18 protein-coding genes and 2 riboswitches are annotated in these 19,201 nt (G+C 67.8%); of the genes, 7 read left to right on the top strand and 11 right to left on the bottom strand.

From position 1 onward, the window contains the following. The first annotated feature begins 38 nt into the window (after window positions 1–38). Window positions 39–896 carry a lysophospholipid acyltransferase family protein gene (locus AC1DHX_RS11850; protein ID WP_476849490.1) on the top strand — a complete coding sequence of 286 codons (858 nt, stop codon included), beginning with the start codon at window positions 39–41 and terminating at the stop codon, window positions 894–896. A 70-nt stretch (window positions 897–966) separates the two neighbouring features. Next, the gene (locus AC1DHX_RS11845; RefSeq protein WP_476900062.1) at window positions 967–2,406 is read left to right on the top strand and encodes a short-chain fatty acid transporter; all 1,440 of its coding nucleotides are present in this window, start codon (window positions 967–969) and stop codon (window positions 2,404–2,406) included. A gap of 82 nt (window positions 2,407–2,488) precedes the next feature. Here the strand turns inward: AC1DHX_RS11845 and AC1DHX_RS11840 are convergent, their stop codons facing one another. From AC1DHX_RS11840 to AC1DHX_RS11830, 3 genes are all read right to left on the bottom strand, one after another. Continuing rightward, window positions 2,489–3,496: a GNAT family N-acetyltransferase gene (locus AC1DHX_RS11840; protein ID WP_476900061.1), complete on the bottom strand. Its 1,008-nt coding sequence runs from the start codon at window positions 3,494–3,496 to the stop codon at window positions 2,489–2,491. Between the two features lie 2 nt (window positions 3,497–3,498). Next, complete coding sequence (locus AC1DHX_RS11835) at window positions 3,499–4,884, bottom strand: glycine--tRNA ligase (RefSeq protein ID WP_028278290.1); 1,386 nt, start codon at window positions 4,882–4,884, stop codon at window positions 3,499–3,501. 136 nt (window positions 4,885–5,020) lie between these two features. Beyond that, complete coding sequence (locus AC1DHX_RS11830; protein WP_476859079.1) at window positions 5,021–5,986, bottom strand: DMT family transporter; 966 nt, start codon at window positions 5,984–5,986, stop codon at window positions 5,021–5,023. Window positions 5,987–6,019: 33 nt separating this feature from the next. Between AC1DHX_RS11830 and AC1DHX_RS11825 the strand changes: the two genes are divergently transcribed. Next, window positions 6,020–6,256, top strand: a complete 237-nt coding sequence (locus AC1DHX_RS11825; protein WP_018774572.1) for an RNA-binding S4 domain-containing protein — start codon at window positions 6,020–6,022, stop codon at window positions 6,254–6,256. Between the two features lie 62 nt (window positions 6,257–6,318). Here the strand turns inward: AC1DHX_RS11825 and AC1DHX_RS11820 are convergent, their stop codons facing one another. Further along, entirely contained in the window at window positions 6,319–6,975 is a 657-nt protein-coding gene (locus AC1DHX_RS11820) for an alpha/beta hydrolase (protein ID WP_476859080.1), read from the bottom strand. Between the two features lie 94 nt (window positions 6,976–7,069). Between AC1DHX_RS11820 and AC1DHX_RS11815 the strand changes: the two genes are divergently transcribed. Together AC1DHX_RS11815 and AC1DHX_RS11810 are read left to right on the top strand one after the other, a co-directional pair. Next, entirely contained in the window at window positions 7,070–7,942 is an 873-nt protein-coding gene (locus AC1DHX_RS11815) for an SGNH/GDSL hydrolase family protein (RefSeq protein ID WP_476859213.1), read from the top strand. Between the two features lie 113 nt (window positions 7,943–8,055). Then, window positions 8,056–8,682, top strand: a complete 627-nt coding sequence (locus tag AC1DHX_RS11810) for a hypothetical protein (protein ID WP_476859214.1) — start codon at window positions 8,056–8,058, stop codon at window positions 8,680–8,682. Here AC1DHX_RS11810 and AC1DHX_RS11805 read toward each other — a convergent pair. The 3 genes from AC1DHX_RS11805 to mmsB form a co-directional block, all read right to left on the bottom strand. Continuing rightward, window positions 8,679–9,245 (bottom strand): isochorismatase family protein, encoded by a 567-nt coding sequence (locus AC1DHX_RS11805; RefSeq protein WP_476859081.1) that lies wholly within the window; start codon window positions 9,243–9,245, stop codon window positions 8,679–8,681. The genes AC1DHX_RS11810 and AC1DHX_RS11805 overlap by 4 nt on opposite strands. A gap of 135 nt (window positions 9,246–9,380) precedes the next feature. Continuing rightward, window positions 9,381–10,865: a CoA-acylating methylmalonate-semialdehyde dehydrogenase gene (locus tag AC1DHX_RS11800; RefSeq protein ID WP_476859082.1), complete on the bottom strand. Its 1,485-nt coding sequence runs from the start codon at window positions 10,863–10,865 to the stop codon at window positions 9,381–9,383. Window positions 10,866–10,918: 53 nt separating this feature from the next. Beyond that, the gene (gene mmsB, locus AC1DHX_RS11795; RefSeq protein WP_476900060.1) at window positions 10,919–11,821 is read right to left on the bottom strand and encodes a 3-hydroxyisobutyrate dehydrogenase; all 903 of its coding nucleotides are present in this window, start codon (window positions 11,819–11,821) and stop codon (window positions 10,919–10,921) included. 201 nt (window positions 11,822–12,022) lie between these two features. Between mmsB and AC1DHX_RS11790 the strand changes: the two genes are divergently transcribed. Continuing rightward, window positions 12,023–12,922, top strand: coding sequence for a LysR family transcriptional regulator (locus tag AC1DHX_RS11790; protein ID WP_476859083.1), 900 nt, complete (start codon window positions 12,023–12,025; stop codon window positions 12,920–12,922). 152 nt (window positions 12,923–13,074) lie between these two features. On the opposite strand, the gene AC1DHX_RS11785 is transcribed toward AC1DHX_RS11790, so the two are convergent. From AC1DHX_RS11785 to AC1DHX_RS11775, 3 genes are all read right to left on the bottom strand, one after another. Continuing rightward, the gene (locus AC1DHX_RS11785; RefSeq protein WP_476849373.1) at window positions 13,075–14,457 is read right to left on the bottom strand and encodes an MFS transporter; all 1,383 of its coding nucleotides are present in this window, start codon (window positions 14,455–14,457) and stop codon (window positions 13,075–13,077) included. Window positions 14,458–14,623: 166 nt separating this feature from the next. After that, complete coding sequence (gene metX, locus AC1DHX_RS11780; RefSeq protein WP_476859084.1) at window positions 14,624–15,763, bottom strand: homoserine O-acetyltransferase MetX; 1,140 nt, start codon at window positions 15,761–15,763, stop codon at window positions 14,624–14,626. A gap of 11 nt (window positions 15,764–15,774) precedes the next feature. Then, window positions 15,775–15,890: riboswitch (SAM riboswitch) on the bottom strand. Between the two features lie 183 nt (window positions 15,891–16,073). After that, window positions 16,074–17,390: a bifunctional o-acetylhomoserine/o-acetylserine sulfhydrylase gene (locus AC1DHX_RS11775; RefSeq protein ID WP_476900059.1), complete on the bottom strand. Its 1,317-nt coding sequence runs from the start codon at window positions 17,388–17,390 to the stop codon at window positions 16,074–16,076. 61 nt (window positions 17,391–17,451) lie between these two features. Then, window positions 17,452–17,567: riboswitch (SAM riboswitch) on the bottom strand. Window positions 17,568–17,736: 169 nt separating this feature from the next. Between AC1DHX_RS11775 and AC1DHX_RS11770 the strand changes: the two genes are divergently transcribed. Beyond that, complete coding sequence (locus AC1DHX_RS11770; protein ID WP_223914077.1) at window positions 17,737–18,375, top strand: VOC family protein; 639 nt, start codon at window positions 17,737–17,739, stop codon at window positions 18,373–18,375. 174 nt (window positions 18,376–18,549) lie between these two features. Here the strand turns inward: AC1DHX_RS11770 and AC1DHX_RS11765 are convergent. Beyond that, the coding region (locus tag AC1DHX_RS11765; RefSeq protein ID WP_476900058.1) for a CPBP family intramembrane glutamic endopeptidase at window positions 18,550–19,201 on the bottom strand (652 nt) is incomplete at its 5' end.

Raw genomic sequence — 19,201 nt, 5'->3', positions numbered from 1 at the left:
GCCCGGCAGGTGCCCGGCACGGGCTGGGCTGGCGGCCCGTGAAGTGGCGGCCGGAGCCCAGCGACCGGTTCTACCGTTTCATTGTCCGCACCGGGCTGGCGCTGCGCTGGCTGTTCCGGATCCGCGTCCTCGTCACGGGGCGGGAGCACCTGCCCCAGCCCGGGCCGCCCACTGCCTCAACCCGAAGCGCATCAACCCGCCTCCCGTCCCGCCCGGTGGTGCCCGGCCAGGGCGCCGTGGTCGCGATCACGCACTTCGGCTACCTCGACTTTGCCTTTGCCGAGATGCTGCTGTGGTGGCACAACCGGGCCCAACTGCGTTTCCTCATCACGCAGGGCGCCGCCGACCACTGGTTTGCCGGCCCCGCGGTCAGCGCCGCCGGGCATGTGGTGGTCGGGTACGGATCGGGAGCACACGCTTACGACGCCGCCGTAGCCCGGCTGAGGGAGGGCGAATACGTCGCCGTCCTGCCCGAGGCCGGCGTGAGCCGAAGCTTCACGGTGCGCGAATGCAAGACCGGTGCGGTGCGGATGGCCGCCGAGGCCGGCGTGCCGATCATCCCGGTCTCCATCTGGGGCGCCCACCGGCTGATGACCCGCCACCATGCCTTCTCGCCGCGGCGCGCCTGGCGCGCCCCGGTCCGCATCCACGTCGGCGAGCCGATCCTTCCGGGCTCGCTCCCGGACCCGTCCGACGACGCCCGGACCGCGACGGCGCGCCTGGCCAAGACCCTGCAGGACGGGATCGACGCCGGCATCGCCGACTTCCCCCTGCGACCGGCCCCCGGGGCCTGGTGGATGCCGGCCGGTCTCGGCGGCGGCGCCCCGACTGAGGAGGAAAGACGCCGGCTCGACAAGGCCGACGGCCCCCGGCGCGCAGGTGCCAAGCGCCGATAAGCCCTACTTCCGCCATCGTCTTGACTAAACTCCATGGGGTACAAAAAGCACTCAATGGAGAGGGACACCTGTGGCAAGCACAGTCGTGACCAAGAGCGGAAGCGAAGAACGCGGTCTCGCACGGATAGCCCAACGCATGGCGGCATGGACGGAGCGGTGGTTCCCGGACGCCTACATCTTCGCCCTCGCCGGCGTCGTCATCATCGCGGTGGCCGCACTCGCCATCGGCGCCACGCCCCAGGCAATCGCCGACTCGTTCGGCAACGGCTTCTGGGACCTGACGGCCTTTACCCTGCAGATGGCCATGGTGATCCTCACCGGCTACGTCGTGGCCACCTCCCCGCCCGTGGCGGGACTGATCAATAGGCTGGCGCTCGTGCCGTCAACGGCGCGGACCGCGGTGAGCTTCGTGGCCGTGCTCGCCATGTCCGTGTCCTTCCTCAACTGGGGGCTCAGCCTGATCTTCGGCGGGCTGCTGGCCCGCGCGATTGCCCGCCGCAAGGACCTGACGGTGGATTACCGTGCCTTGGGCGCGGCGGCGTTCATGGGCCTCGGCGCCGTCTGGGCCCTGGGGCTGTCCTCCTCTGCCGCGCAGCTGCAGGCCACGGCCGCTTCGCTGCCGCCGGCGCTGCTGAAGATCACGGGCATCCTGGACTTCGGCACCACGATCTTTACCTGGCAGTCGCTGCTGACGCTGGCCATCCTGATGGCCCTGACCACCGTGATTGCGCACTTCTCCGCACCCCAGGGCGGCTCGATCCGCACCGCAGAGGACCTGGGTGTGGACCTGGACGACGAGCCGGCCGAGTCCGCGCCGCGTTCCCGGCCGGGCGAATGGCTCGAATACAGCCGGGTCCTGCCGATCCTGGCGGGCGTCCTCACGCTCGGCTGGCTCGCCTCGCAGTTCCTCACCAAGCCGTTCCTCAGCGTGGTCAGCAGCCTCAACGGCTACCTGCTGGTGTTCCTCATCCTGGGCCTGGTCCTGCACGGGACGCCGCGGAACTTCCTGCAGGCCGTGACGAAGGCCGTCCCGGCCACCGCGGGCATCCTCGTGCAGTTCCCGCTGTATGCGGCGATGGCGGCCATCCTGACCAAGGCCACGGGAACCGGTGGCATGAGCCTCTCCACCCACCTCGCGGCGTTCTTCTCGGACATCGGCAGCGGCGGCGGCTTCGCCGTCGTCATTGCCCTGTACACGGCTGTACTGGGCATCCTGGTCCCCTCCGGGGGCGGAAAATGGCTGGTGGAGGCGCCCTACGTGATGCAGTCGGCCACCGACGTGCAGATGAACCTCGGCTGGACCGTGCAGATCTACAACATCGCCGAGGCACTGCCGAACCTGGTCAACCCGTTCTTCATGCTGCCGCTGCTCGCGGTACTGAGGCTGCGCGCCCGGGACCTGGTGGGCTTCACCTTCCTGCAGTTCGTCTTCCACCTGCCAGTGGTCCTGCTGCTCGTCTGGCTGCTGGGCATGACCTTCGACTTCGTGCCGCCGGTGATGCCCAAATAGCTGCTTTAACGCAAACTGACCCGCAGCCGTGGCCGTTATCAAGCTTTATACGGCTACAGCTGCGGGTCAGTCGGGTTAAGGCCTAGGCCGGGTCGGAGACGACGAGCGTTTCCGAGCCCTGGACATGGGCCTTGCCGCTCTCGAGCAGCGGTTCGACGACGGTGCGCAGGGCGGTCATTGCGTCGTCCAGTTCGAGCATCACCGGGTGCTGGTAAGCGATCAGGGCCAACAGGTCCCGGACGGCGGCCTTGGCCTCGTCCGCGCCAAGCTTGGGCTCGTGCCCGAGGAACACCTCAGTTGGCTCAGTGGTCGAGGCCGCACCGGCATCGGCGCCGCCGTCGGCTCCCGGAATTCCCTGGGCGTAGCTGACGGCGAACCCCTCCAGCCGGCCCTTGCGGCTGGCCGCGATGCCGTGTCCGAAGGCACTGGCCTTGGGCGCCCGCAGCACAATCGCTCCGTGGGCGCCGCTGAGGTCATCGAGGAACAGGCGCTGCACCGCGGCGACGCTCAGCTCCCCCGGGCTGTCCCAGCCGTGAACAGCGGTGTAGTAGCGTCCCACGACTTCGCTGAGCTCCACCGAGCCCGTGGCCAGATCTTCGACCTGGTCGGTGGCCGCGGACTCCGAGCCGTCGCCGAACACCGGCAGCTTGAGCGGAGCCGGGTCAACGACGACGAGGCGGGAACGCTGGATCGGGGCCAGGCCCGCGGCCTCGGCAAACGCCGCACCGGGGGTGCCCGGCTCCACTTTGCAGCGCAGTCTGGACACACCCGACGGCGCCTGGGCGGCCTCGTGCCGCAGCATGGTCAGCAGCGTGGACCCGAGGCCGGCGCGGCGGTGGTCCCGGGCGACCTCGACATACGCCCAGAGCCGTTCAGGGTGCAGCGAGGCCTCGTGGACCACGGCGGCCGCCACCGGAATGGCGACACCGTCCACAACGTCCTCGGCCACGAYGCAGCGGCGCCACGGGGAATTGCCCGAGGGCGACAGCGTCCCGCGGAACTGTCCGGCCTGGACGGTCTCAGGGCCGCCCCAGATTTCCAGCAGCGCGAGGTCGTCGCCTTCCCGCCATTCCCGGTATGCGATGGCCATGTTCAGGCGCCGATCAGCCGTGCGGCCAGGTAACCCTCCACCTTGTCCAGGGAGACGCGTTCCTGGCTCATGGTGTCGCGTTCGCGGATGGTGACGGCCTGGTCCTCGAGCGTGTCGAAGTCCACGGTGATGCAGAACGGGGTGCCGATCTCGTCCTGGCGGCGGTAGCGGCGGCCGATGGCGCCGGCGTCGTCGAACTCGATGTTCCAGCTCTTGCGCAGCTGCGCTGCGAGGTCCTTGGCCTTCGGGGACAGGTCCTCGTTGCGGCTCAGCGGCAGCACGGCCGCCTTCACCGGCGCCAGGCGCGGATCGAGCTTGAGCACCGTGCGGATGTCCACCCCGCCCTTGGCGTTGGGGGCCTCGTCCTCGGTGTAGGCATCGATCATGAAGGCCATGAACGAACGGGTGAGGCCGGCCGCGGGCTCGATCACATACGGGGTGTAGCGTTCGTTGGTGGCCTGGTTGAAGTAGCTCAGGTCCGCGCCGGAGGCCTTGGCGTGGGTGGAGAGGTCAAAGTCGGTGCGGTTGGCGATGCCCTCGAGCTCGCCCCACTCCGAGCCCTGGAATCCGAAACGGTATTCGATGTCCGTGGTGCCCTTGGAGTAGTGGCTGAGCTTGTCCAGCGGGTGCTCGAAGAAGCGCAGGTTCTCTTCGCGGATGCCCAGGCCCGTGTACCAGGACATGCGTTCCTTCATCCAGTACTCGTGCCACTGCTCGTCGGTGCCGGGCTCGACGAAGAATTCCATCTCCATCTGCTCGAACTCGCGGGTGCGGAAGATGAAGTTGCCGGGCGTGATCTCGTTGCGGAAGGACTTGCCGATCTGGCCAATGCCGAAGGGCGGCTTCTTCCGCGAGGTGGTCAGGACGTTGGAAAAGTTCACGAAGATGCCCTGGGCCGTTTCGGGCCGCAGGTAGTGCAGGCCTTCTTCGCTGGCGACGGGGCCAAGGTAGGTCTTGAGCAGCCCGGAGAATTCATGCGGCTCAGTCCACTGGCCGCGGGTGCCGCAGTTGGCGCAGGCGATGTCCTTGAGGCCGTTCTCGGCGGGACGGCCCTTCTTCTCCTCGTACTCTTCCTCGAGGTGGTCCGCGCGGTAACGCTTGTGGCAGGACAGGCACTCCACCAGCGGATCGGAGAACACATCGACGTGGCCGGAGGCCTCCCACACCTGACGGGGCAGGATGACGGAGGAATCCAGGCCTACGACGTCGTCGCGGCCGCGGACCACGGACTGCCACCACTGGCGCTTGATGTTTTCCTTGAGCTCGGCGCCGAGCGGGCCGTAGTCCCACGCAGAACGGGAGCCACCATAGATTTCACCGGCCTGGAAAACGAATCCCCGGCGCTTGGCGAGGGAAATGATCTGGTCGAGGACGGATTTTGCTGCCATGGGAACTCCAATTTTCTACAGGGCCGCTGGGTGCGGTCCGTGGTGTTGGCCCCGGGACGCCGGCTGGTTGCCGGCCGGGACGATACGAACAAAGCGATACGAACAATGCAATGCAAACTCCAAGCCTACCGGCCCGCTACCGCTTCAGCGCGCCCTTGGGCCAGGGCAGGGTGGCCAGGACGATGGCGCCGAGCGTCAGGATGGTGCCGAGGACCGTCGGGAGGGCGATCACCGTTCCGGGCACCGGCAATATGAGATCCAGGCCGAGGGACCCCAGCAGCTGGCCGGCGATCATGCCGAGGCCGGTGACCAGCACGCCCAGGCTGCGGACCAGGAGGGCGCCGATGCCGATGAAGATGCAGCCGAGCGGGCCGCCAAGGTAGTACCACCACTGCGCCGGAAGGGGGTTGCCGGCCCCGGCCACGGCGAGTTTGATCAGCCATGCCACCCACAGCAGGGCCGCTCCGGCGATGAAGTTCACGAGTGTCGCGGCGATGGGGGTGCCGTAGTGCACGGTGGCTGTGCCGTTCATGGCCTGCTGGAAACTCATCAGGAACCCGGCCAGGAGCGGAAGCATCACTGGAACCAGCAACTGCAGCGCGGATTCCCCGGCGCTGAACCTGGGCGACACCGCCCAGGCGACGGCGGCGACGGTGAGCACACTGCCGAGCACCCGGATGCCGGTAATGGGCCTCTTCCCCGCCGGTCCGATCCCCATCCGGTCCACCAGCAGGCCGCTGAGGGTCTGCCCCGTCACGGCGGCCACCGTGAAGAGGGCGACGCCGAGCAGTCCCACGGTGAAGGACTGGGCGAAGACGAAGAGGGCACCGATGCAGCCGGCCAGGACGTAGTACGGCGGAAACTGCCGTTCGCGCACGGCCGGCAGGATCCGCGCCAGCCCTGCCCGGCCCCGGGGCAAGGCCAGGGAAATGACCGTCATGACCAGCAGTCCGGTGCTGAAGCTGACGACGGCGGCACCGATTCCGTCCCCCAGCGCCACCCCGAGGGCGCCGTTGATCCGGCCCTGGATCGGGATGAACAGTCCCGTCGCGACGGCCATGGGCAGGCCGACGATCAGCGGAAGACGGCGGTGATGGGTCATAGGTGCCACCTTAGGTCAGGCATTATTGCTTGTATGAGCAATCCGGAATTCGAAGACATCACTATCCGCGACAGCATGATCCGGCTGGGCCAGCTGCTGAAACTTGCGAATCTGGTCGAGGACGGCGTGGAGGCCGCGGAACTGATCAAGAACGGGCTGGTGAAGGTCAACGGCGAAATCGACGAGCGCCGCGGCCGCCAACTGCACGACGGCGACACCGTCACCGTAAACGGCCGGACCGTGCGGATCAGCGCGCCCCCGGCCGCCTAGCCGCCCGTCCCGGCGCCGCCCGCCCGGCGCCCGCTTCCCTGGCGCACACCTCCCCGGCGCGCCTACTTCTTGGCGTTGAGCACCACGTGCGTGAGGAACTCCGAGACGTGGCCGATCTCCTGCTGGTTGATGCCGTGCCACATGCCCGTGTAGAGGACCTTGGTGAGCAACACGTGCTTGCGCACCCAGCCGACGGTGTAGTCGATCTTGTCCTCGGTGATCACGGGGTCCTGCTGGTCCCGCCCCCAGAACAGCGGCACAGTGCCGTCCAGTTCGCCGTCGCGGAAGCTGGGGTCATCTCCGGCATCGACGACAAAACCTGACAGCCCGACGACGGCGGCAAAGTCCGCCGGCCGCTGCCGCAGCAGCGTGGTGGCCATGGCCATGCCCATCGAGAACCCCAACAGCGTCACCGACGGGTGGTTGGCTTTGACGCCGTCGAGCCAGCCCTGAACATAGCCTGCGGCGACCTTGACGGCGTCGAGCGAATAGTCAATGGACCCTGTCAGCGGGAACCAGGTGAAGCCCGGTCCCATGGCGATCGGGGCGCGCAACGAGGCCACCGCGAATTCCTGCGGCAGCATCCCGGCCAGGCTGAGCAGATCCTGTTCGTTGGCGCCGTAGCCGTGCAACAGGACAAGAAGCGGCTTGCCGGCCCGTTCCTGCTCCGGCTGGGACCATTGGACGACAGGGGCGGGGAAGGCGTCAGCGTGAGTCATGGAACTATTCTTACAGTTACCCGGCGGTAACAAATTACGGTGGCGCAGCTAAACGGGAACAGTGCAGGATAAGGGGGTGAGCAAAACCGATCCCATGGAAAATTCACCGGACACCCCAGCCGAGACCACCGTTGACACCGTCACCCACCCGTGGACCCGGTATGTGGCGATGGGCGACTCATTCACGGAGGGCATCGGCGATCCGGAACCGGCCAGTCCGGGCGGCCATCGGGGCTGGGCGGACCGCGTGGCCGAGGAACTCAGCCGTGGGCACAACGACTTTGCCTACGCGAACCTGGCCGTCCGCGGCCGGCTCCTGCGGCAGATCGTGGACCAGCAAATGGCTCACTGCCTGTCCCTCAAACCGGACCTGATCACGCTCTCCGCAGGCGGAAACGACCTCATCCGCCCGGGCGGCGATCCGGACGTGCTCGCCGAAAAGCTGGATTCGGTGGTGCAGATCCTGAGCCTGGGCGGCGCCACCGTCGTCCTGTTCAACGGCCCGGATACCGGCTCCACAGTGCTGGGCCGGATCCGCAGCAAGGTGGCCATTTACAACGAGAACCTGCGCACGATCGCCGCGCGCCACGACGCCGTGATCGCGGACATGTGGTCGCTGCGCCAGCTCAATGACCCGCAGATGTGGAATGTCGACCGGCTGCATTTCTCACCGCTGGGCCACCACACGATCGCGGCCATGGTGCTGGACTCGCTGAACGTCGAGCACACGCTCCAGCCCCTCTCCCCCAAACCGCTGCCACAGCGCAGTTGGCGCGAGGCGCGCAGCGGGGACCTGGTGTGGGCCAGGGAGTATTTTGTCCCCTGGGTGGTCCGCCGGCTGCGGCACCGCTCCTCCGGCGACGGCATGACGGCCAAGCGGCCGCTGGCCGGCCCGGTGTTCGGTCCCGGCGTTCCGCTCGGTTCCGGCGAGGGCCCGCCCGGCGCCGAGGACGCTGTCCGGTCCTGAGGCTTCGGGCCTGAGCCTGCGGGGCATAAGCTGGAGGGACACTTCTCCGGCCCTACAGATGAGCCCGCAGATGAGAAGGCCCAGCAGCTGAAAGGCCCAGTACCGTGAGCAGTATGTTCTTCTGGATCATCGTGTTGTCCTTCCTGGTTCCCGTGGCGATGCGCCTCTACCGCAGGTCTGCCCGCGGCCGGAACCAGGGCACTCCGGGACAATTCGGCCGGTTCCCGGGCAGCCAGAACAACCCCGGCCAGGGCAACCAGCCGCGTGATGGCTACACCCAGCAGGACTACTTCGGCGGCTTTGGCCAGCTGGGCGCCCCGAAGCAATCGGGTCCGGCCAACGAGCCGTATCCCAACCCGCAATACCCCAGCCCGGAGTACCCCAGCGCGGAGTACCCGAACCCGCAGAACCCCAGTCCCCGGTTTCCGGACCAGCCGTTCCCGAACCAGCCGTACCCCGGCCAGCAGTACCCGAACCCGGTCGGCTACCAGTCCCCCGTCCCCTACGAGGACAGCCCCGAGTACCTGAACAACCCGCCGCAACCGCAGCGGCCGCAGGCATCGCAAACTCCCCCGGCGCCGGGCGCGGGACAGGCGCAGGCGCCGCAGTCTCCGCCGCCGCCGTCGGCCGGGCAGGGCTACCGGGCCCGCAAGCTGGCCGAGCTCGACCAGCAGTACACCGACGGCAAGCTGTCCATGGAGGACTACATGGCCCAGCGCGCGGAAATCATGAAGGGCTAGGACCCTGCTGGGCCGGCGAACTCGACGTCGGCCGCGCTGACGGTTCCCGCAGTCCGCCCCGGCGCTTTGTGGTACTGCCAGTACAGATTGGTGTGCGCGACCACCAGAGCCGGCGGCGGGGCGCCGTACTCGGTCAGGTCCTCGGTGGTGTGGGCGTCGGCGACCAGCGTGACGTCGTAGCCGCGGGTGATCGCGCCGTGCAGGGTCGAGCGGATGCACTCGTCGGTCTGCGCACCGGCCAGGAAGAAGCGCCCGATGCCGCGCCCGGCCAGCACGGATTCGAGGTCGGTGGCCTCGAAGGCGTCGCTGTACTCCTTGGCCACGAGCGGCTCCGAACTGCGGCGCGCGAGCTCCGGCACGTACTGCCAGCCGTCGCTGCCGCGCGGAAGTTCCTCACCGCTGTGCTGCACCCAGACGACGTCCACCCCGGCGTCGCGGGCCTTGTCCACGAGCGCGGCGATTGTTGCGACGACGTCGTCGCGGCGGTATGCCTCGGCGACGACGCCGATCTGCATATCGACGACGAGCAATGCCGTGTTGGGACGGTTGACGAGCGTGGTCACAATGCCTCCTGCATTCCCGGTGTCTGCCCACTCTAATCCCGAGGCAGCAAACAACGCGGGGTCACTTGCGGCCCATGATCCGGTGCCGGATGGGCGATAAGTGACCCCGCGTTGCCTTTGTTGGGGGTTGCGGCGTCAGTCGACCTGGGGGAAGCCGAGGTCGATCACCGAGGTGGACGGGTCCGGCCAGCGGGTGGTGACCACCTTGCCGCGGGTGTAGAAGCGGATGCTTTCCGGGCCGTACATGTGGGTGTCGCCGAACAGCGAATTCTTCCAGCCGCCGAAGGAGAAGGTGCCCACCGGCACCGGGATGGGCACGTTGACGCCCACCATGCCGGCCTCGACGTCGAACTCGAACTGGCGGGCGGCGCCGCCGTCGCGGGTAAAGATGGCCACGCCGTTGCCGAACTCGTTGTCGTTGACCAGCTTCACGGCGTCGGCGTAGGTCTCGACGCGGACCACGGAGAGGACGGGCCCGAAGATCTCGTCGTCGTAGACCTTCATTCCGGGCTTGACGTGGTCGATCAGGCTGACGCCGATGAAGAAGCCGTTGGAGTCGAATTCGTGTTCGCGGCCGTCCACCACCACGGTGGCGCCCTCGTTGGCCGCGCCGGCAACGTAGGAGGCCACCTTGTCGCGGTGCTCGGCCGTGATGAGCGGACCCATCTGGGAGGCCGGGTCCGTGCCCGGGCCGATCGTGAGGGCAGCCATGCGGGTGCTGATCGCCTCCACGAGGTCGTCGGCGATGCTGCCGACCGCGACGAGGACGCTGACTGCCATGCAGCGCTCCCCGGCGGAGCCGTAGGCGGCCGAGACGGCGGCGTCCGCGGCCATGTTGAGGTCCGCGTCCGGCAGGACCACCATGTGGTTCTTCGCCCCGCCCAGGGCCTGGACGCGCTTGCCGTGATCAGCGGCGCGCTTGTAGATGGACTGCGCGATCGGCGTCGAGCCGACAAAGCTGATGGCCTTGACCGCCGGGTGTTCCAGCAGGACGTCCACGGCTTCCTTGTCGCCGTGGACGACGTTGAGCACCCCTGCCGGCAGGCCGGCCTCAGCGAAGACGCCGGCGATGAAGATGGCGGAGGACGGGTCCTTCTCGCTCGGCTTGAGCAGCACGGTGTTCCCGCAGGCCAGGGCGCTGCCGATCATCCACAGCGGCACCATGGCGGGGAAGTTGAACGGCGTGATGCAGGCGACGACGCCGACCGGCTGGCGGACCGAGTGGACATCGACGCCGCCGGAGACCTGCTCGGAGCGTTCGCCTTTGAGCATGTGGGAGAGCCCGGTGGCGAATTCGATGTTCTCCAGGCCGCGGGTGATTTCACCTTCCGCATCCGAGAGGACCTTGCCGTGCTCGCTGGTGAGCAGGGCCGCGAGTTCGGGCCGGCGCTGCATGAGCAGTTCACGGACCTTGAAGAAGATGGCGGTGCGCCTGGCCAGGCTCGTGGCGCGCCACCCGGGCAGGGCGGCGCGGGCGGCCTCGATGGCCTCCTCGACGCGGGCGGCGGAGGCCAGGGCGACCTCTTTCTCCTGCTCGCCGGTGGCCGGGTTGAACACGGGGCCGAAGCGCTCGGCGTCGGAGATCAGGGCGCCGTTGATGAAGTGCGGGATGCGTTCCATGGGTGGGTCTCTTTCGTGAAGGGCAGGGCCGTGAAGGGCAGGGCCGTGAAGGGCTAGTTGGCGGACTCGAGGGTGCCGTCGACGAGCTTGACGATCATCGAGCAGTCCTGGCCGGACTGGCCGGAGTCGATGAGGCGCTGGAAAAGCTGCTGGACGTGCTCGCCGAGTTCCAGCGGGGTGCCGGTGTCCCGCGCCGCGCTGATGGCCAGGCCGATGTCCTTGTTGGCCAGTTCGGTGGTGAATGTCGGGGCGAAATCGTTGTTGGACGCGGCGGTCGGCACGACGCCGGCCACGGGGTACCAGGTGCGCAGCGCCCAGCTGTCGCCGGAGGAGACCGACGCAATGTCCCAGAAGACCTGCTTGTCCAGGCCGAGCCGCTCGGCCAGGACCGCGCCCTCGGCGGTGGAGGCGAGGTTGATGAAGAGCATGAGGTTGTTGCAGATCTTCGCGGCCTGGCCGGTGGTGGCGCCGCCGGTGGGGATGATGTTCGCRGCCATGGGGCGGATGTATTCGGTGGCGTCGGCGACGGCGCCGGCCTCGCCGCCGATCATGAACGTCAGCGTGGCGGCCTTCGCGCCGCTCATGCCGCCGGAGACGGGTGCGTCGACGAAGYGGAAGCCGGCGGCAGCGGCGGCGTCGTGCAGGGCCTGCGCGGAGGCGATGTCAATGGTGGAGGAATCCACCAGGAGGGTCCGGGTGTCCGCGTGGGCAAGGACGCCGTCCTGGCCGAGGTACACGGCGCGGGCGTGCTCACCTTTGGGGAGCATGGTGAAGACGACGTCGGCGCCGGCGACGGCCTCGGCGATGCTGCCGGCGGCCTTGACTCCCCCGGCCTCGGCGGCGGCAACGGCTGCGCTGTTGAGGTCGAAGCCACGGACTTCGTGTCCGGCGTTTGAGAGGTTGACGGACATGGATCCGCCCATGTTTCCGAGTCCGATCCAGGCGATGACTGCCATGGCTTAAGCTCCTTTGCTTGATGTGCTGCCGGGCGCCTCGACGCGCTCCGGCGTGAAAGCCGAAACTCCGGCGCCCCGGTGTCCACCATCACACCCTGTTAGAGTGCAATCAAGGTAAAAAATCACAGATGCCATGTGCACAGATGCACAATCATTGCTCTGGCTCCGCCACACTCGCTGCAGAGGGGGACAATAGTGGACTTGCGCCGGCTACCGAGCCCCGACGACCTGCTGATCCTGCTGACCGTGGCACGCCTGGGCCGGTTCAACGCCGTGGCCGAGACGCTCGGCACCACCCACACCACCATTTCCCGCCGCGTCCTGGCCCTCGACAAACAGCTCGGCGGCCGGACGCTCGAACGCAGCCCGCACGGCTGGGAGCTGACCGAACTCGGCAGCCAGGCGGTCGCGGCGGCGGAAGCCATCGAGGGCACTCTCGGTGCCCTCTCGAACAGCATTGCCCGCTCCGGCGACGTGGTCTCCGGCCTGGTCCGGATCAGCACCCCGGACGGCTTCGGCGCCGAATTCCTAGCCCCGGCCCTCGTGCGGCTGCAGCGGGCGAATCCGCTGCTCAACGTCGAACTGCTCAGCGCCACCCGCAAGGTAAGCCAAAACCGCTCCGGCGTGGACCTGGAAGTGGTGGTGGGCAACATGGACACCACCACCGCCCGCGCCATCTTCCTGAGCAACTATTTCCTCAGGCTGTACGCCAGTCCCGGCTATGCGCAGGAGCACGGGCTTCCGGCAACGCTCGACGACGTCCGGCAACACGGCTTTGTCTCCTACGTGGAATCGGCGCTCCAGGTCGCCGAGCTGGGCCACCGTTCAACGCAGCTGCCGGTGCCGCGGTCCAGCTTCCAGGCCACAAGCGTCTTCGCCCAGCTGGAGGCCGTCCGGCGGGGCGCCGGGATAGGCCTGCTCCCCAATTTCCTCGTGGCGGGCCGGCCGGAATTTCTGCCCGTCCTGCCGGACGACTTCCAGCGCCAGCTGCCCATCTGGGCTGTGGCCCGGCCCGAGGCGCTGCGTTCGGCCCCGGTCCGTGCCGTGCTGGAGGCGATTCGCGGCGAAATCCGGGAGCGGCAGGATGTGCTGTCCGCCTGAGGCGCCAGCGCAGCCGGACTGGTGCCTGCGGCGTTAGCCTGCCGCGTTAACCTGCGGCGTTAGCCTGCCGAGTTAACGCAGACTGCCCGGGTCCGCGCGGTGCGCGGATCCGGGCAGTCTGCCCCCACCGGGTCTGGTGAGGCCGGTGAGGATTACCGCTTGCTGGCGGCGAGGAGGTCGGCGGTGCCACGGGCGTCGGCGGCGTCGACGTCGCGGAGCGAAATGCCGCGGGTTTCCTTCAGGAAGAACACCGCAACCAAAGTGACCACACAGGCGCCGAGGAGGTAGATGGCGACCGGGACCGAGGACTTGTACTGGCTCAGGAGCGCGACGGCGATGATCGGAGCCAGCGAACCGGCCACAATCGAGGTGACCTGGTAGCCCAGCGAGACACCGGAGTAGCGCATCCGGGTCGGGAACATTTCAGCCATGAGCGCCGGCTGGCCGGCGTACATCAGGGAGTGGAACAGCAGGCCGATGGTGATCGCGGCGAGGATGATGAAGTCGTTCTTGGTATCCATCATCGGGAAGGCGAAGAAGCCCCACGTGCCGCCGAGGATGGCGCCGGCCATGTAGACGGGCTTGCGGCCGACGTTGTCCGAGAGCCTGCCGACCATCGGAATCACGGCGAAGTGGACGAAGTGCGCCACGAGCAGCAGCAGCAGGATCCGCGAGGTGTCCGTCTGGACGACGACCTTCAGGTACGTGATCGAGAACGTGACCACGAGGTAGTAGAGGATGTTCTCGGCGAAGCGCAGGCCCATCGCGGTGAAGACGCCGCGCGGGTAGCGGCGGAAGACTTCGGCCACGCCGTAGCCCTTGTTCTCAACCTCGACTTCCTTTTGGGCCTCCAGGAAGATGGGGGCGTCCTGGACCTTGGTGCGGATGTAGTAGCCGACCAGCACGATCACGGCGGAGAGCCAGAAGGCGACGCGCCAGCCCCAGCTGAGGAAGTCGGCGGAGGACAGCACGGAGGACAGCGTGAACAGCACGGCGGTGGCGAGCAGGTTGCCGAGCGGAACGGCGGACTGGGGCCAGCTGGCCCAGAACCCGCGGGACTTGCTGGGGCTGTGCTCGGCGACGAGGAGGACGGCGCCGCCCCATTCGCCGCCGACGGCGAAGCCCTGGGCGAAGCGCAGGAAGACCAGCAGTGCCGGGGCCCAGTAGCCGATCTGCGCGAAGGTGGGCAGGCAGCCCATCAGGAAGGTGGAAACGCCCACCAGGAGGATGCTGACCTGGAGCAGCTGCTTGCGGCCGAACTTGTCGCCGAAGTGGCCAAAGACGATGCCGCCGATCGGGCGGGCGACGAATCCGACGGCGTAGGTCAGGAACGCGGCGATAATGCCGTCGAGTTCGGTGCCCGAATTGGGGAAGAACGTCTTGCCGAAGACCAGCGTGGCGGCGGAGGCGTAGAGGAAGAATTCATACCACTCCACCACCGTGCCGGCCATGGAGGCCGTTACTACCTTCTTCAGTCCGGACGTTTTGACGTCCGGCTCGTCTGCGCGCGTTGTCGCGGCGTTTTCCGTGCTCATGTGAACTCCTTCGGTGTCGCCTTCGACACCCTGCGGACCATTGGACTGAGGACGCCCGTGATGTAGGGCACATGGCGTCATTCCCCATGAGTATGGACGCTCCCGCCCTGAGCCTCAACGGCCATTAGTGCAGAGCGCATCTGCAAAAATGCACAAGCGGGCCGGCCTAGTGGCCGAAGAAGGTCTCCCGGAGCTGCCCGCTGAGCTGGCCGATTTCGGTCAGGAAGCCGTCGTGGCCGATCGGCGCTTCAATGATGTGCAGTTCCGGGCGGCCCGGCAGGGCCTCTGCCAGTTGACGGGACTGGGCCGGGAAATACAGGCGGTCCGAGTCCACGGCCGCCACCAGGAATTCGGCGGTGGCCGGGGCCAGTGCCTCCCCGAGGCTTCCGCGCCCCCGGCACACATCGTGGCTCATGAGGGCTTCGGTGATCGCGATGTAGCTATTCGCGTCGAAACGCCGGGCCAGTTTGCTGCCCTGGTGGTCCAGGTAGCTTTCCACCTGGTAGCGCCCGCGTCCGGCCAGCGATCCGGCTTCCAGGGGCGTCTCGGACTCCTGGGCGTTGCGGCCAAACCGGCCGTCCAGTTCGGCCGCTGAGCGGTAGGTGATGTGCGCGATGCGCCGGGCGAGGGCGAGCCCTGCCTCGGGTTCCGGGCCGCCGTAGTAGTCCCCGCCCTTGAAGTGGGGGTCCTGGCGGATGGCCAGCGTCTGGGCCTGCGCGAAGGCAATCTGTTCGGCGGTGCTGCTGGCGCCGACGGAAATCACGGCGCAGCGCCGGACCCGGCCGGGAAACGTGACGGCCCATTCAAGGGCGCGCGCGCCGCCGAGCGAGCCGCCCAGCACCGCATACCAGCTGCCGATGCCCAGGGCATCGGCCAGCCGCGCCTCGGCGGCGGCGGTGTCCCGCAGGGTGACCAGCGGGAACCGCGATCCCCAAGGGCGCCCGTCGGGGGCCGGGGTGGAAGGTCCGGTGGATCCGTAGCAGCCGCCCAGGATGTTGATCGAAACGACGAAATACTTGTCCGTGTCCACGGGAGCCCCGGGTCCGGCGAGCTGTTCCCACCAGCCGGGCTCCCCGCTCTCGCCGCGGGTCACGTGTGTGTCGCCGGTCAGGGCGTGTTCAATGAGCACGGCGTTGGAGGCGTCCGCGTTCAGGGTCCCCCAGGTCTCGTAGGCGAGCACCACATCCGGCAACGGAGTCCCGGATTCGAGCTGCAGATCACCGATCCTGACGAACTGGACGGTCCCGTCAGGGGTCCGGGATGGTTTGGTTTCGGGAACACCCGTGCGGGTGACGGCAATCGTCATGTGAGGACCTATCTTCGCGCTTGCCCGCCGTCAGCTGACCGGCAGGCCAGGTCTTCACCCGGGGCACCCCGCCGCAAAAGGAGGGTTGCCGGCCAGCAAGCCGGGGCTGTCGCTGGCACTCATGACCTGGTACGAGTCTACGAAACGGGGTGCGGAAATGACGAAGATTATGACTTCCATGTGACAGCCGGACCCGTCAGCACCGCAGACTCCCCACCTTTGACAGCCGTGACCGGCGGGTCGCCCGGAAGTGCCGGCGATTCCCGGTGTCATGCCCGCAAAGGTGGGGAAATTCGGCGTGGGCTTCGGCCTAGACGGACTTGGCCGCGCGGAATCCGGCGTCGAGGTCCGCGAGGATGTCGTCRATGTGCTCCAGTCCCACCGAAAGCCGCACCAGCCCGGGGTTCACCCCGGCGATCACCTGCTGTTCGGGCGAGAGCTGGCTGTGGGTGGTCGACGCCGGATGGATCACCAGCGACCGGACATCGCCGATGTTCGCGACGTGCGAGTGCAGTTCGAGGGCATCGACGAACCGCTTGCCAGCCTCTGCTCCCCCGGCAATGTTGAACGCCACGACGGCGCCGGTCCCCTTGGGCCCGTACTTGCGGCCGCGCTCGTACCAGGGGCTGGACGGCAGCCCGGCGTAGGCGACCGATTCGACGTCGTTCCGCCCCTCCAGCCAGTGCGCCACCTTCGTGGCGTTGGCCACGTGGCGCTCGACGCGCAGGCTCAGCGTTTCGATGCCCTGGGCGATGAGGAAGGCGTTGAACGGGGACACCGCGGAGCCGAGGTCGCGCAGGAGCTGGACCCGGGCCTTGAGGATGTAGGAGAGATTCGCGCCCAGCGCGCCGCCCGCTCCGAGGTCGCGGGCGTAGACCAGGCCGTTGTAGTTGGGGTCGGGRGTGTTGAAGYYGGGGAACCGCTCMGGGTCCTTCCCGAARTCGAAGTTGCCGGAGTCCACGATSACGCCGGCGATSGCRGMKCCGTGCCCGCCRAGGTACTTGGTGGCSGAATGSACCACGATGTCCGCGCCCCACTCGATCGGCCGGATCAGGTAGGGGGTGGAGAGCGTGTTGTCGACAACCAGCGGCACGCCGGCCTCGTGCGCCACCCGGGAGACGCCCTCGATGTCCAGGACGTCCTGGCGGGGGTTGGAGACCACTTCGCCGAAGAACAGCTTGGTGTTGGGCTGGACGGCGTCCCGCCACTGGTCCAGGTTGTCCGGGTCCGCCACGAAGGTCACGGAGATGCCGAACTTCTTCAGCGTGTGCGCGAGCAGGTTGTAGGTTCCGCCATAGAGGCTGGGGCTGGCCACCACATGGTCCCCGGCCTCGGCGATATTGAGGATGGCGAACGTCTCGGCGGCCTGGCCGGAGCTGAGCAGCAGCGCCGCGAGACCGCCTTCCAGGCTGGCGACGCGCTGTTCGACGGCATCCTGGGTCGGGTTGCCGATCCGGGTGTAGATGGGCGCGAGCTCGGCGAGCGCAAAGCGGTTCGCGGCGCTTTCGGCGCTGGGGAACACGAACGACGTCGTCTGGTAGATAGGCAGGGAACGCGCGCCGGTGGCGCTGTCCGGCTCCTGGCCGGCGTGGATCTGGCGGGTTTCAAAGGACCAGGCGTTGGACATTGGTGCTCCTCGAGTCACTGGGCACAGCACCGGCCGGGGCTTTCGGCCCGAACCGGAACAGGCGCCGCGCTTGCCCTCCGGCGGGCGCCGGACGGCCAGGTCTTCACCCGGGGCACCCCACCGCGATACGAGGGTTGCCGGCCAGCAAGCCGGGGCTGTGCGCTGGCACTCATGACCTGACTTCAGTGTAGGAATGGCGGCGGAGCCCTGGATAGCTTTGTGACGAAGATGAAGACGGCCGCCGTGACGGAGCATCYGGGGCGCCGCGTTCCGCGCCCCAGGACGTCCCATGACGGTTAGGGGAGCCTAAGCTGAGAGGTCCATCACAAAGTGCCAAGATGATGGCATGCGCATGGATCACGTCTCTTACGCCTGTGAACACGATGGCTTGGCAGCCACCACTGAACGTATTGCGTCTGCCCTCGGCGTTGAAGCCGTGAAGGGTGGAGTGCACCCCCGTTTCGGGACACGCAACATGATTATCCCGCTCGCGGGACACAAGTACCTGGAAGTCGTGGAGGTCCTGAACCACCCGGCCTCCGACAAGGCCCCGTTCGGCCAGGCCGTCCGGGCACGCTCCGAGGCCGGCGGCGGCTGGATGGGCTGGTGCGTCGAGGTTGACGACCTGGCCCCGTTCGAGGAGCGGCTCGGCCGCGCCGCCGTCAACGGCAACCGGAAGTTTCCCGACGGCCGCGAACTGGTCTGGAAGCAGATCGGCATCCTGGGGCTCATCGCCGACCCCCAGGTGCCATACATGCTCAAGTGGGAGGGCGACCCGGAGTTGCACCCGTCCAACGCCTACGCGAGCGATGTCAAGATGTCCGCACTGACCATTGCCGGTTCGGCCGAGCGCGTCACGGAGTGGCTGGGCGAACCGGTTGAAAAGCCGCTGGAAGACGTCGCCGTGAACTGGATCGCGCCGCACGGTACTCCCGGCATCCTCTCTGTCACCTTCGAGACCGCCTCCGGAGCGGTCACGATCTAACGCTCCACCTGCCCCACGCTTCGGCCGCCATCTCTTAGGTGCCAACGATGTCACCTAGGAGACGGCGGCCGAGATCATTTAAGGCCTGCTCCTAATAGCAACGCGAGGCCACTTCGCGCCCGTCCGGGGGCTCCGGATGGGCCCGAAGGGACCCCGCCTTGCTTTGCGGGGAACTCAGCCCAGGCCCACTGCCTTGCCGAACAGGCTGAACCCCACGAACGCCACGGTGTCCAGGATGGCGTGGGCGATCACCAGCGGCATCACCCGTTTGGTCCGCGTGTAGACCAGCGCGAAGACGACGCCCATCACCGCGTTGCCGATGAACGGCCCGAACCCCTGGTACAGGTGATAGCTGCCGCGGAGCAGGGCGCTGGCGGCGATGGCCGCCGGCACGCTCCAGCCCAGTTTCCCGAGCCGGTCCAGCAGGTACGCCACCACAATCACTTCCTCGACCACCGCGTGCCGGATCGCGGACAGGACCAGCACCGGCACGGTCCACCAGTACGCGTCCAGGGCGCTGGGGATGATCGCCGTCGTGATCCCCAGCGCCCGGCCGGCGGCGTAGAGCCCCAGGGACGGAATGCCGATGAGCGCGGCGAGTCCGAGACCCTGCAGGAGGTCCTTGCCGGGCCGGGCGAAGTCGAAGCCGATCCTTCGGAACGCCGAGGTTCCGCGCTCACCGGCCGGCCAGTGCTCGGTGAGGAAATAGATCACGAGGGCCACCGGGACCAGGGCGAAGATGATGTCCAGCAACTGGTAGGTGAGGTCGAAGTATTCGCGTGCGCTCTGTGAGCGGTTCAGTGTGGATGTCCCCTGGGCCTGGGCC

Source organism: Arthrobacter sp. 05N33_2 (assembly GCF_056397425.1).
This window is presented reverse-complemented; position numbering and strand designations above follow the sequence as displayed.